The sequence below is a fragment of the Variovorax humicola genome (assembly GCF_037889915.1).
Lineage (GTDB): Bacteria > Pseudomonadota > Gammaproteobacteria > Burkholderiales > Burkholderiaceae_C > Variovorax > Variovorax humicola.
In genome coordinates, this window is record NZ_JBBKZV010000001.1 from 115,883 (window position 1) to 128,896 (window position 13,014).

14 protein-coding genes are annotated in these 13,014 nt (G+C 66.4%); 4 read left to right on the forward strand and 10 right to left on the reverse strand.

Going from position 1 to position 13,014, the window contains the following annotated elements:
* Nucleotides 1-60: 60 nt before the first annotated feature.
* The 9 genes from WKW80_RS00510 to WKW80_RS00550 form a co-directional block, all read right to left on the reverse strand.
* The gene (locus tag WKW80_RS00510; RefSeq protein WP_340361575.1) at nt 61-864 is read right to left on the reverse strand and encodes a serine aminopeptidase domain-containing protein; all 804 of its coding nucleotides are present in this window, start codon (nt 862-864) and stop codon (nt 61-63) included.
* Nucleotides 861-1,565: a 4'-phosphopantetheinyl transferase family protein gene (locus WKW80_RS00515; RefSeq protein WP_340361576.1), complete on the reverse strand. Its 705-nt coding sequence runs from the start codon at nt 1,563-1,565 to the stop codon at nt 861-863. The genes WKW80_RS00510 and WKW80_RS00515 overlap by 4 nt, the downstream gene beginning before the upstream one ends.
* Before the next feature lie 6 nt (nt 1,566-1,571).
* Nucleotides 1,572-4,973, reverse strand: coding sequence for a non-ribosomal peptide synthetase (locus WKW80_RS00520; protein ID WP_340361577.1), 3,402 nt, complete (start codon nt 4,971-4,973; stop codon nt 1,572-1,574).
* Nucleotides 4,918-5,376 (reverse strand): acyl carrier protein, encoded by a 459-nt coding sequence (locus WKW80_RS00525; protein ID WP_340361578.1) that lies wholly within the window; start codon nt 5,374-5,376, stop codon nt 4,918-4,920. The genes WKW80_RS00520 and WKW80_RS00525 overlap by 56 nt, the downstream gene beginning before the upstream one ends.
* Nucleotides 5,377-5,588: 212 nt before the next feature.
* On the reverse strand, nt 5,589-6,227 hold the full coding sequence (locus tag WKW80_RS00530) for a histidine phosphatase family protein (RefSeq protein WP_340361579.1): 639 nt from the start codon (nt 6,225-6,227) through the stop codon (nt 5,589-5,591).
* 23 nt (nt 6,228-6,250) lie between these two features.
* The gene (locus tag WKW80_RS00535) at nt 6,251-6,913 is read right to left on the reverse strand and encodes a DUF4136 domain-containing protein (protein WP_340361580.1); all 663 of its coding nucleotides are present in this window, start codon (nt 6,911-6,913) and stop codon (nt 6,251-6,253) included.
* Nucleotides 6,914-6,928: 15 nt separating this feature from the next.
* Nucleotides 6,929-7,834 (reverse strand): tRNA 2-thiocytidine(32) synthetase TtcA, encoded by a 906-nt coding sequence (gene ttcA / locus WKW80_RS00540; protein WP_340361581.1) that lies wholly within the window; start codon nt 7,832-7,834, stop codon nt 6,929-6,931.
* A gap of 1 nt (nt 7,835) precedes the next feature.
* Nucleotides 7,836-8,225 carry a dihydroneopterin aldolase gene (locus WKW80_RS00545; RefSeq protein ID WP_340361582.1) on the reverse strand — a complete coding sequence of 130 codons (390 nt, stop codon included), beginning with the start codon at nt 8,223-8,225 and terminating at the stop codon, nt 7,836-7,838.
* A complete protein-coding gene (locus WKW80_RS00550) occupies nt 8,222-9,004 on the reverse strand; it encodes an SDR family oxidoreductase (RefSeq protein ID WP_340361583.1) in 783 nt (260 codons plus the stop codon). Before WKW80_RS00550 ends, WKW80_RS00545 begins: the two co-directional genes overlap by 4 nt.
* Before the next feature lie 19 nt (nt 9,005-9,023).
* On the opposite strand from WKW80_RS00550, the gene WKW80_RS00555 reads away from it, so the two are divergent.
* Nucleotides 9,024-10,130, forward strand: coding sequence for a class I SAM-dependent methyltransferase (locus WKW80_RS00555; RefSeq protein ID WP_340361584.1), 1,107 nt, complete (start codon nt 9,024-9,026; stop codon nt 10,128-10,130).
* A 185-nt stretch (nt 10,131-10,315) separates the two neighbouring features.
* Here the strand turns inward: WKW80_RS00555 and WKW80_RS00560 are convergent, their stop codons facing one another.
* Nucleotides 10,316-10,702: a DUF5329 family protein gene (locus WKW80_RS00560; RefSeq protein WP_340361585.1), complete on the reverse strand. Its 387-nt coding sequence runs from the start codon at nt 10,700-10,702 to the stop codon at nt 10,316-10,318.
* Nucleotides 10,703-10,830: 128 nt separating this feature from the next.
* Between WKW80_RS00560 and WKW80_RS00565 the strand changes: the two genes are divergently transcribed.
* From WKW80_RS00565 to WKW80_RS00575, 3 genes are read left to right on the forward strand one after another with little or no spacing between them, the layout of a single operon-like run.
* A complete protein-coding gene (locus WKW80_RS00565) occupies nt 10,831-11,610 on the forward strand; it encodes an inositol monophosphatase family protein (protein WP_340361586.1) in 780 nt (259 codons plus the stop codon).
* Nucleotides 11,607-11,801 carry a DUF2905 domain-containing protein gene (locus WKW80_RS00570; RefSeq protein ID WP_340361587.1) on the forward strand — a complete coding sequence of 65 codons (195 nt, stop codon included), beginning with the start codon at nt 11,607-11,609 and terminating at the stop codon, nt 11,799-11,801. The genes WKW80_RS00565 and WKW80_RS00570 overlap by 4 nt, the downstream gene beginning before the upstream one ends.
* Nucleotides 11,802-11,820: 19 nt before the next feature.
* Nucleotides 11,821-12,765 carry an ROK family protein gene (locus WKW80_RS00575; RefSeq protein ID WP_340361588.1) on the forward strand — a complete coding sequence of 315 codons (945 nt, stop codon included), beginning with the start codon at nt 11,821-11,823 and terminating at the stop codon, nt 12,763-12,765.
* Nucleotides 12,766-13,014 lie beyond the last annotated feature (249 nt).

Sequence of the window (13,014 nt, forward strand, 5' to 3'; positions counted from 1 at the left end):
GTGCTGACGACGCCGACGAGTGAGTTGTTGCTGCCGAATGAGACCGGGATTTCTTTCATCTCAGTTTCCTATTTCTGCCAATAGGCGTTGCAATGCCTCGGCGGGAACCATTGCATTGTTCGGGTGGGGATCCGAGGTCCAGACCATCGGGTGCTTGAACGGTAGCAGTTGCAGCGGCAGTTGGCGAGCCAACTGTGCGCTGGTCCACTGCTTGAGCGCGAGGTCGTCCGCATCCGCCAGCACCGTCGTCTCGTAGCGCGCCGTGAGCGGCAGGGATTCCGCGTTGAGCGCGCGCAACTGGCTGTAGAGCTTGGGCGAAATCTCGTAGCCGAGCAATTCGTTCGTGGTCTCGGACTCCCGCGCGAGCCGACGTCGCAGGCCGGGGTCGGGTACCGCAAACGAGCGTTCCAGCGCGTCGACATGGCGCTCGCGCAAGTGGGCCAGGTAGCGCGCGCCGTCGATGACCGGATCCCACAGCAGCAGCCTTGCCGGGTCGCAGACGCCGGAAGCGGCGGCCATTATTGCCAGGCTGGCACCCAGTCGCGCGCCCAGCCACACGATGTGCGACGCATTGCTCAGGCGCTCCAGTTCTTCATGGGCCACGCACACGTCGCGGCGCCAGCCGTCGAATTCGCCCTCGACATCGTCGCCGGGAGAATCTCCACTGCCGTAGTAGTCGAAGCGCAGCACCGCGACGCCGGAACGCGCGAGCCGGTCGGCCAGCACCCGCAGGAAGCGGTGCGCACGGATTTCCTCGCGTCCCAGGGGCGGGCAGATCAGGACCGCCATTCCGCCGGCGCGCTCGGCCTGATGGAACAGGCCAAACAACTGGCGCCGCGGCGGACCGAACAGCAGCGGCGTCATGCGCAAACCTCGGCTTCCAGTCGGGCGTCAGGATGCATCGCCATGACCTTGGCGATCGCCGCCACTTCGCCCGGCCCGATCTCGATGGGCGCGAGCGCCACCCGCACGGCGCCTTCCTCGAGCGCCAGCGTCACTTCGCACGGCGTGGCGTCGATGCCCACGTGAAAGCGGCGCGTGTCGAAACCGAGGCCTGTGCCCACCGCCTTCAGGCAGGCTTCCTTGCGCGTCCAGCAGCGCAGGAAGGCCAGGTCGCGCGCCGGGCCAGGTTCCAACGCCGCGAGCGCCGCGCGTTCCGCCGCGTCGAACTGCTGCTCGGCCAGCAGGATGGCGTCATTCATTGGGCGCACGATCTCGACATCCACGCCGATTGCCGCGTCTTCGCCAAGCCCGATCAGGCCGACACCGAGACTGTGGCTCAGGTTGAAATGCAGCTTCGGTGACGCTGACAACGCAGGCTTCCCGAAGCGGCCGGTCGTGAAGGCCAGCTCGGCGGCATGCCGGTGCGCGGGCCCGGCCAAGGTCTGGCGCAAGGCCGCGTGCGCGGCGATGTAGCGGGCGCGATCACGGGCGAATACGAAGCGTTGCGCGCGCGCGGTTTCTTCGGCCGACAAGGCGGCGACTGCATGGGCACCCGGTGCGCTGTCGAGGTCAACCCGCCAGAGCGCGCTGTGCAGTACGGCAGGGAGGGCGGTGATCGACATACGCGCTCAAGCCCTTCTGCCCCAGTTCAGCACGCGGCCCAACAGCCCCCGCTTGGCCGGCTGCTCGGCTTGCGTACGCTGAATCGCATCGGCACTGGCGCCGGGTCGGGGCGTGGCGAGTTGGCCAAGGTTTTCGAACACATAGCGGCGGGGCTCGACCCTGAAGCCGAACATCGACTCGGCCTGCTGGATGATGCGCATGGCCTGCATCGAATCGCCACCCAGGTCGAACAAGTTGTCGGTGGCGCGGATGTCGTTCACGTCGATGCCGAGGGTACTGGCCCAGATCTGGGCCAACTGCGCCTGCTCGGGCAAGAGCAGCATCGGCTGCGGCGCCGTCGCCGCCTCGGCGGAACCGGCCTTTGCGATGGCGGCGTCTTCGGGCTCGACCTTCGCGGCTTTCGCGCGTGGTGCCGGGAGTGCCTTGCGGTCGACCTTGCCGTTGGGCAGCAGCGGCAGCGCATCCAGCTCGACGACGTGCTGCGGCACCATGTACTGCGGCAGGCTGGCGCGCAAGTGGCCACCAAGCACTGTGCGATCGAAGGTGGCGCCGGGAGTCATCGCTACATAGGCCACCAGGCGAACGTCACCGGGGCGATCCTCGCGGGTGACGACGACGCTGCGCGCAACGCCCGGTGTTTCGTTGCAGCGTGCCTCGATCTCGCCGAGCTCGATGCGGTAGCCGCGGACCTTGACCTGGAAGTCCATGCGACCCAAGTGTTCGAGCAAGCCGTCGCCCCGCCAGCGGCCGAGATCGCCGGTCCGGTAGAGCCGCGTGCGCTGGCCCTCGACATCCGCCATGACAAAACGTTCGGCGGTCAGCTCCGGCCGGTTCAGGTAGCCGAGGGCGACGCCCTTGCCGCCGATGCAGATTTCGCCCCGGACACCCACCGGCACGGGCTGGAGGCGCTCGTCGAGAATCCACACCGTCGTGTTGTCGATCGGCTTGCCGATGGAGACGCCACCGCTGTCGATACGGGAAGCATCTACATGGTGGAGCGTTGACCAGATCGTGGTCTCGGTCGGCCCATACATGTTCCAGACTTCGCCGGTCAGACGGCACATGTCGCGCGCCAGGTCCGGCGGCAGGCTTTCGCCGCCGACCAAGGCCTTGAATCCAGCCTGGCCGACCCATCCCGCGTCGATCAGCAGGCGCCAGGTGCCGGGGGTCGCCTGCATGACGTTGGCGCCGCTTTCGCGCAGCAAATCGATCAGGTCGCTGCCGATGAGCGACACCTCGCGCGGCGCAATGATCACTTCGGCGCCGACCGTGAGCGGCAGCATGAGTTCGAGTACGGCGATGTCGAACGACAGGGTGGTGACGGCCAGCAGCTTGTCATCCGGTGTCATGCCGGGTTCACGCCGCATGCTTTGCAGGAAGTTGGCTACGGCGCCATGCGGCACGGCGACGCCTTTGGGCTTGCCCGTGGAGCCGGAGGTGTAGATCACGTACGCCGCGTCTTCGCCCTGGGCATCCATGTCCGAGGCCCCCAGAGACGCATCCGACGCACGCTGCCAGCCGGGGTCCGTGTCGAGCTCGATCACGCGCGCAGCCGCATCGGCCCGCCAGCGGCGGGGTGCCGCGTCGACGTCGGATCGCGTGAGCAGTGCCGAGAGTGCCGCGTCTTGGGCGTAGTAGTCGAGCCTCGCCTGTGGGAAGTCCGGGTCAAGCGGGACATAGGCGGCGCCCGCCTTGAGGACGGCCAGCAGCGCTATCACCATCTCTGTGCCGCGCGACAGGCACAGACCCACGAGTTGCCCGCGTCCCACGCCGCGCGCGCGCAGCGTGCGCGCCAGGCGATTGGACTGCGCATCGAGTTCGGCGTAGCTCAGATGCGTACTGCCCAGGCGCAACGCGGCCCGCGCCGGCTGCGCTGCCGCCTGCGCCGCGAAGCCCGCGTGCATGAGTGGCGCGCCCTGCAGCGGCGTTGCGGCAGGTTGCCGCGCGCGCAGAAGGCCGAGTTCTGCCTCGGACATCATGCCAAGGTGCCCAACCGCAACGTCCGGCGTCTGGACGGCATTGCGAAGCAGGAGTTCGAGCATGCCGAGCCAGCGGCGGACAGTGCCGCCGTCGAACAAGGCGGTGCTGTACTGGCATTCGAGCACCAGCGACTTGCCCATCTGCGTGACATTGCAGAACAGCTCGAAATTCTCGAACTGCCGCGGGTTCAGCGCCATGTGAACCTTCAGCGCCGGGTCGGACAGTTCCTTGTCGTCGACGTTCGTGCTCATGTTGAACACCACCGAAACGAAAGGCAGGCGGCCGGCCTCTCGCTGGATCCGCAGCGGTTTCAACAGGCTGCCGAACGAACACAGCGGATGCTCGCACGCGTCCAGGATAGTCGAGCCGACTGCCCGCGCGAATTCGTTCGCCGGTTGCGCCGGGTCGATCTTGACGCGAACCGGAAGCATGTTGGCGCAATGCCCGACGACCCCGGCAAAATCTTCGACCGACTGTGCAGCCAAAGGGACGCCGACCACGAGATCCTGGGCGCCGCTGAGGCGCGACATCAGCGTCGCAAAGCCAGAGAACAGCACCGAAAAGAGGCTGACACCCTGTTCGGCCGAGAATTGGCGCAGGGTCGCCGACAAGGTTTCTCCGAGGGCGAGATCCTCGCGTCTCGATGCGTAGTCGCGAGGGCCTGCGCCGCGCGGATGATCCAGCGGCAGTTCGAGCGCTGGCACCGTGTCTGCGTACATTCCGAGCCAGAATTTCTCGTCGGCGTGGCGGCGAGCAACCGCCTCGGGCTCGTTCAGCCAGATGGCGAAGTCGCCGTAACGCGCCACCGGCAGGGGCGTTACGGAGCGCCCTTGAACGCGGGCACGGTAGAGCCTGAGGACATCGCGCACGAGGAGGCTGATCGACCAACCGTCGCAGATCGTGTGGTGCGCCGACATGATCAGTTCGCTGCGCACCGCGTCCAGGGTGACCAGCTCGGCCCGAATCAACGGACCCTTCTCCAGGTCGAATGGCTGATTGACGGCGGCGCCTCTTCGCTCTTGCAGCGCTCCCAGCGCCTCATTCGCCGGCAGCGCAGAAAGATCGGTTCGCGCCAGCGTGAAAGGTTGTGCAGTTGCCACCCACAGATCAGTGCCCTCCGGCCCAATGGTGGAACGCAGGGCCTCGTGTCGTACGAGCAAGTCCGAGAGTGCGGCTTCCAGCACGGAGGCGTCGAACAGGCCCTCGGCCCGGAGCGACCAGGACAAGTTATAGGCAAGAGATGCCTGCGCCTCGATCTTGCTGGCCAGCCAGATCTCGCGCTGGCCTTCGGTCGTCGCCACCACGCGCTCGATCTCGACAGTGCCGAATGGATCGTAGTCCGTCATGTTTGCTAAGGCATGCATTCCGCGGCTACCCGGCGGGCTGAAGCAACACGTACTTGCCGGGCACTTCGGGGTTGGGAACAAACCACGCCGGCCTTCCGTCGGTGCCTCGCCCCAGACGGGCATCCGGGCGGGGTGGATGGCTCATGTCGAGCGCCGGCGCAGCGGCGGGGCGGCGTTCGGCGGCAGTGGTCGCCTGCGCGGCCATATCCGCCGCCGGCATGGCGTCGTTCAAAAAGGTGGCCAGCGCATCGAAATTCCGGTGCGTTTCCATGAGTTGGCGGAAGGTTGGCGCGACACCGAAGGCGCGCTTGATTTGCGTGGCCGCCAGCGTTAGCGTCAGCGAGTCCAGTCCGAGCGCGATGAAGCTGGAATGAGCATCGACGGTGCCCAGGTCCAGCCCGGCGATCTCGCCGAGCATGCTGCGCAGACGGGTCTCGATCTCGATACGGCGTTGCGCACTCGACGGGGCGGAAGTGGTAGACATGGGACTCGGAGAACCTAAGGGCGATTCGACAATAACATCCGACTGCGCTCCAACGTCGTTCACCAAGTTTCACTCATCAAGCATGCTAGTGAAACCAACAGCTCCAGGACGCGTAATGCACTCGTTCTGTAAATATTAATACCAAAGGTGACAAGAAACTCGCTATTTATTTGGCATACGCCCATCGGTGTAAAGGCTCGTGCGTTCGCCTGTCAGAAGCCCGACTCTTCGCGGGAAGGATCTCCCAAGTGGGCGATATCGCTCCAGCCGACCAGCGACAGTCCCTGCGGCGTCCAGAGCAGGCGGTTGATGGCCGCGTTGCCCAGCTGCCATGTGCGCGGCGCTTGCAGCTCCTGGCGGGTCGCTGCGCGGTAGAGGACGTCCATCACCCCGCCATGGGCCACCAGCACCACCAGTTCGCCGAGATGGCTCGCCGCGATGGCCGAGGCGGTGGCAATGACACGGTCGCGAAAGACGATCAGCGATTCGCCGCCTGTGGGCGCGAACGTCGTATCCCGGGTGCGCCACAAGCGTGCCTGCTCTGGCAGCTCGGCTTCGATGTGGGCGAAGGTCTTGCCCTCGAAATGGCCGAAGTTGCGCTCCCGCAGGCCGACGTCCGCCACGATCTCGATCCGATGCGGAGCGGCAATCGCTTGCGCCGTCTGCCAGGCGCGGCTGAGGTCGCTGGCATATACCGCGGCGATGGGTTCGTCGGCCAGGGCCTCGCCAAGTCGTTCAGCCTGCCAGGTTCCGGTCGCGTTCAGCGGGATGTCGAGTTGGCCTTGCAGCCGCGTATCGACGTTCCAGGCGGTTTCGCCGTGGCGTACGGCAATAAGGCGGGTGACATCCATTCGGGGAGCTCAGGCGAGGCGCGTCAAGGCTGCGGCTGGACAGGAAGATTGACTTGCCGCTCGCCCGGCGGCGGATTCGGGAAGCCTTGCAAGGCGGCGTCGAACATGACGGCCAGCACCACACCGCTCGATGCGTAGGGGCCGTCGTTTCGGGCCCTCGTTTCGTAGACCACCTGGCCCGACTTGAGATCGCGCAGCACGACGCCGACCTCGCGCTCGTACCACGGGTTGGCAGCCGGTGGGAAAAACGGTGAGCCATACCATCCCCCGCCATACCACCCGGCGCCATACCACCCGCCGCCGTACCACCCGCGGCCGTAGCGCATGCCATAGCCGTAGCCGTAGCCCGGCCCCCAGCCTGGGCCCCAGCCCGGCGGATAGAGCCACGGATCGGCCCAGGGCGAGAGCGTTGCCGCCACCCGGGCCGTGATCTGCGCGCTGTAGACCGCACGCGCGTCGTCGCGTTGCAGTCCGACGCGTGCCAGCGCCGCGCCGGCCATGCTCTCGAGTTGCTCCTGCCGCGGTTCGGTCGCCTGCTGCGACGGCAGGCGCTCGAAACGGTAGGTGGTGCCCGCAGGCACGGCATCCAGTCTGGAGAAGCTCATCACGTTGCTGTCGACCACCCACGTGGATGCACAGCCGGTCAGGCTTGCAATCAGGAAGATCGCTGCCAGCGCGCGTCGCATGAGGCCTCCAGGTGCTCAAGCCATCCTCAGGACTCCGATGCCGGGGGACGGGAACTCGGGCGGGTCGAACGCCTTGTCGCCGTCCTCGTCCGCCATGCCCGTGGCCTTGAGACCCTTGAAGTCGTGCAGCGTTCCGTCGAGCAGGTGCGACGGCACCGCGTTTTGCAGCGAGGTGAACATGTTCTGGACGCGGCCGGGGTATTTCTTGTCCCATTCGCGAAGCATTTCGGCCACCTGCTTGCGCTGCAGGTTCTCCTGGCTGCCGCAGAGCGTGCACGGGATGATCGGGAATTCGCGGTGCTGGGCCCAGCGGACGAGGTCTTTTTCGGCCACGTAGGCCAGCGGGCGAATGACGATGTGCTTGCCGTCGTCGCTCACCAGCTTGGGCGGCATGCTTTTCAGCTTGCCGGCGAAGAACATGTTGAGGAAGAAGGTCTGCAGCATGTCGTCGCGGTGATGGCCCAGTGCCAACTTGGTCGCGCCCAGTTCGTCCGCCACGCGGTACAGGATGCCGCGGCGCAGGCGGCTGCACAGGCCGCAGGTGGTCTTGCCCTCGGGAATGACGCGCTTGACGATGCTGTAGGTGTCCTGGTTCTCGATGTGGAACTCCACGCCGAGTTCGCCCAGGTACTTGGGCAGCACTTCCTCGGGGAAGCCCGGCTGCTTCTGGTCGAGGTTGACCGCGACGATGTCGAAGCGGATCGGTGCGCGGGCCTTCAGCTTGAGCAGGATGTCGAGCATCGCGTAGCTGTCCTTCCCGCCCGAGACGCAGACCATGACCTTGTCGCCGTCCTCGATCATGTTGTAGTCGACGATGGCTTGGCCGACCTGGCGGCACAGGCGCTTTTCGAGCTTGTGGGTTTCTCGTTCGATCTTCAAGGCGGTCGACGGTGCGACTTCTTCGATCCAGATGGCGCTCATTTCATTTGCTCCGGAAGACTTCGACGCCGACCGCATCGCAGTCGGGATACACATCGGGTTTGGCGGTCGACACCCGCGCGGCCTGCACCTTCGGGTGGGCCAGCACCTGCGTCAGGATGTCGTCGCACAGCGTTTCCTGCAAGTGGATGTGGCCCTTGCCCACGCGCGCGGCGACGGTGCGGCGGATGAAGTCGTAGTCGACCACTTCATCGAGTTCGTCGGCTTGCGGCGTCGACACGGCCAGCGGCACATACAGGTCGACGTTGATGATCACGCGCTGCTCGGCCTTCTTCTCGAATTCGTGCACGCCGATGTTGATCCACACCTCGTAGTCGCGCAGGAACACGCGCCGGCACGACAGCAACAGGGGGTCGAGGGCGGCAAGCGTCATGGGGTGGCTTTCAGGAGATCGTCGACCACGAACATGATGTCGCGCTCGGTCGGCACCAGATGCTGCCCGTTGTCGACACTCAGGGTGGTGCCGGTCACGCTGGGCGTGCCGGCCAGGAAGACGCAGCTCTTGGCCACGTCGGCGGGGTCGATCGGGCGGCGCAGGAGGTTGGCGCGCGCGGCCCTGTCGAAGTTGGACTGGTTCTGCGGGCCGCTGGTGAACAGGATGCCGGGCGCCACGCCGCACACCCGCACGGCCGGCGCGAGCGCCTGCGCCTGCAAGGCGACGGCGCGCTCCAGCGCAAGCTTGGACACGGTGTAGGAGAAGTAGTCGGGATTCAGGTTGTAGACCTTCTGGTCGAGGATGTGGATGGCACAGCGGTCCGAACCGTCGCCCGGCTGCCGGGCCAGCAAGCGCGCCAGCGACAGAGGCGCGATCAGGTTCACGCCGAGCTGCTTCATCGCCGCATCGGGCTCGAAGTCGAGTGCCGTGTCGGGGTCGAAGGCCGAGGCGTTGTTGACGATGCAGTGCAGTGGCGCCGCCGCGGTGATGCGCGCGATGAGCGCCTCGCGCGCCGCTTCGCCCGTGATGTCGGCCTCCACGGCATCGGCCTGGTGGCCCGCCTGCCGCAGTCCTGCGCACAGCGCTTCGGCTGCGTCGCGCGAGGACTTGTACTGGCACCACACCCGCCAGCCGGCGCGCGCAAAGGCCGTGCAGACGGCGGCGCCGAGCCGCTGTCCGCCCCCCGTCACGAGCACGCCCGGAGTCGTGTTTGCCATGCTGATAGATTTCCGTTCCATGAAATTGGAGCCAGGCGCAGAACGCGCCCATCCGCTGACCCGGATTATCGACGCCACGCTTTCCCGCTCGGGCGGCTGGCTGCCCTTCGACCGGTTCATGGCGCTCGCCCTGTATGCGCCGGGCCTCGGCTATTACGCCAACGACAGCCGCAAGTTCGGCCAGATGCCGTCGTCCGGCAGCGACTTCGTCACCGCGCCGGAACTGACGCCGCTGTTCGGCCAGGCGCTGGCCGTGCAGATCGCCGAGGCGCTGGAGAAAACCGGCACCGACACGGTGTGGGAGTTCGGCGCCGGCTCGGGCGCGCTGGCGGCCCAACTGCTCGATGCGCTCGACGCCCTGGGCCCGCGCGTCAAGCGCTACCGAATCGTCGACCTCTCCGGCAGCCTCCGCGCGCGCCAGCGCCTCACCCTGGACCGATTCGGCGACCGGATCGAATGGCTCAGCGCCTTGCCCGACACCATGCAGGGCGTCGTGGTAGGCAACGAGGTGCTCGACGCGATGCCGGTGCAGCTGCTGGCGCGCGTGAAGGGCCGGTGGTTCGAGCGCGGCGTGGTGGCGCAGGGCGACGGCTGGTCTTGGCAAGACCGTCCTACCGAGCTGCGGCCGCCCGTCGAGCCCGAAGGCCCGCAGGACTACCTGACCGAGATCCACCCGCAGGCCGAGGCCTTCGTCGCCACCTTGGCGGACCGGCTCACGCAAGGCGCGGCTTTCTTCCTCGACTACGGTTTTCCCGAAGCCGAGTACTACCACCCGCAGCGCCACATGGGAACGTTGATGTGCCACAAGGCGCACCAGGCCGATGGCGACCCGCTGGTGGACGTGGGCGCCAAGGACATCACCGCGCACGTCAACTTCACCGGCATCGCGCTCGCCGGGCAGAACGCGGGTTTGCAAGTGCTCGGCTACAGCAGCCAGGCGCGCTTTCTGATCAATTGCGGCCTGGTTTCGAAGATGGAACAGGCCACGTTGGCGCAGCGCGCACTCGCGGCCCGACTCATCAACGAGCATGAGATGGGAGAGCTGTTCAAGGTAATCGGCCTTGCGGTCGGCGAGCCGTGGGAGGCGATCGGATTCGCGCAGGGAGATCGCTCGCACGCCTTGTGAGCGGCAGCCAGCGCCTGCTTCTGTGAGGACCTCAAATCAGTTTTCCACCACGCGACCGCGTGACCCGCAACGCATGAAACCCAGGACGAGCACGGCGAAGTCTGTTCGTGGGCACCCGCGGAACCGGCTTTGCCGGGCCGCTAGGTGCGCCCCCTCGCCCGCAGGCGCATCGGGGGTGTTTCATACTAGTGCTGGCGCAGCGCACGCAATTCCTCGCGCAAGAAATCGCCGGCGTCGCGTACGCCGCTGCCGTCCGCAGCCTTGACCTTGTAGGCGATCCGGGTGAGTTCCGAGCGCGAGCCGCAGCGCTCGATGAAGTCTTCCGCGTCGATGAGCTCGACCTTGAAGTACTTGTATTTGGTGCGCAGGTGGGTCGCGGCTTCCGCGGCATTGTGGTCGCTGCCGTTGCGCACGAACACCAGGTCGGTCCGCGCTTCCACGCGCTGGATCAGGGCCAGGATGATCTTGTCTTCGCTCGGCGGCGGCGTGGCTCCGGCAAGGCCGGCGACCCCGCCCAGCAGCACCAGCGCGCAAAGCACGTTGCGCAGGAAGGTGCGAACAATCAGTCTCATGCCGACTCCGTGCCGCGGGCCGTGTTTCGGCGCTGGGCGAGTGCGTCTGCATGCTAGGGGCCGCCTGCAAACCCTGTCAATTCGGGTCGGCTCGGTTCTAATCTCGTCTTGTCCACTTTCGAGAAAACATGAGTTCCAGATCCCCCGAGGAATCGCTGCGCATTGCGCAGGCGCTGGCCGACGCGGCAGCGGTCGAGTCGATGCGCTGGTTTCGCACGCCGCTCGACATCATCACCAAGGCCGACGAGAGCCCGGTGACGCTGGCCGACCGCGCGGCCGAAACCGCCATGCGCGAGATCCTCGGCACACTGCGCGCGGGCGATGGCATCTATGGCGAGGAGCACGGGCTCGAGCGGCTGGACGCCGAAAGCATCTGGGTGCTCGACCCCATCGACGGCACGCGCAGCTTCATCACAGGCTCGCCGTTGTGGGGCACGCTGATCGGCTTGCTCGAAGGTGGGCGCATCGCCCTGGGCATGGTCGACATGCCGGTGCTGGGCGAGCGATGGGTCGGGCAGGCCGGTATCGGCGCCGAGCGCAACGGGCAGCCAGTGCGCGTCAGTACCGTCGTCGAGGTCGCCAAGGCCCGGATCGTCACCACCTCGCCGGACATCTTCGGGCCGGCCGACTGGCAGGCTTTCGACCGGCTCAGCCGCGCGTGCGCGATGCGGCGTTTCGGTGGCGACTGCTACGGCTATGCGCAGCTTGCCGGCGGCACCATCGACCTGGTGGTCGAGGCCGGGTTGCAACCCTACGACTACCTCGGTCCCGCAGGCCTGATCGAGGCTGCGGGCGGCGTCATCACCGACTGGCAAGGGCGGCGGCTCGGCTTGAAGTCCGATGGCCGCGTGATCGCCGCCGCAACGCCGGCATTGCATGGTGCGGCACTGGCGCTGTTGAACGCATGATCCGCTGGCTCATCGTCGTGGTGCTCGCATTGCTGCTGATGAGCGGACTGACCGACTGGTTGCGCCGACATGGCTTCGGGCGCCTGCCCGGCGATTTTGAATTCAGGATTTTCGGGCGAAACTGGCAACTGCCGATCGCGAGCACCGTGGTGCTCAGCATGATTGCCGCGCTGATCGCACGCTGGATATGACCACAAGGACAGAGACTTCATGAGAGCCTGTGTAGATATCGGCGGCACCAAGCTCGCCGTGAGCATCGCCGCCGATGGTGAATCGCTGAACGGCAGCCCGAGACCCTTGCTTGGCCGTCGCAGCGAACCCACCGTCAAGACCGGCGACAACCTTGCCGTCTCGCGCCAGATCCTGCGCATGGTGGACGAGGTGTGCGCCGAGCAGGGCATCGCACCCGAAGCGGTGCGGCGTGCCGGCGTGTCGGCAGCTGGGCCGTTCGTGATCGACGCGGGCGGCATCGCGCTGTCCACCCCCAACATCTGCGGCGGCATGGCCGGCCCCGCGCGCGGTTTGCCCAACGACTGGAAGACGGCGCCCGTCGAGGGCCCGCTGCGGCATCGCTTCGACGTGGTGCGCGTGGAAAACGACGCTGTCGGCGCACTCGAGGCGGAACGGCGCTGGGGCGCGCTCAAGGGCGCCCACCACTGCGCCTATGTCACATGGAGTACGGGCATCGGCGTCGGTCTCTGTGTCGATGGGCGCGTACTGCGCGGCAAGAACGGCAACGCCGGCCATTCCGGCCACGGCTTCGTGGTCGACGACGACACCAACGCGTTGTGCGGCTGCGGCAACGTTGGCGACGTCGAAGGGCTCGTCGCGGGCAATTCGATCGCACGCCGCTACGGCCAGCCGGCAAAGGAACTGTTCGCCGCGGCGGCGGGTGGCGATGCCGCGGCGCTGGCCCGTGTCGAATCCCTGTGCCGCGTGATGGGTCGCATGCTCTTCAACCTGATCGCCACGCTCGATCTGGAGCGAATCAGCCTGGGCGGCAGCGTGTTCTGGAACAACCGGGCATTTCTGCTGCCACGCCTCCAGGCCGAGATCGCGGGCAAGTTGCCAGCGTTGACGGAAGGTGTCACGCTATTGACCGCGGGCCTGGCCGACAAGGTTGGTGACTATGCGGCGCTGGCGCTGCTGGACTGAAGCGAATCGATCGCAGGCGCTGACGGCTCGAGTTTGCCGACATTCCGGCCCCGGCACAGGACCGGAATCGGGGGCTTCCTCCGTCAATGGAACTATGCCGAAATGCCGCTTTTTGTGTCACCTTTTGTTTTAATATTTACAGAAGTCGCGCACTATGTGGAAACGGTTGTTTCCTGATTTTCGGACTTAGTGGGCAACCATCTGCTTCAGCGGAGAGACGTGACTCGCCGAGGCATCCCTATTTGGTCT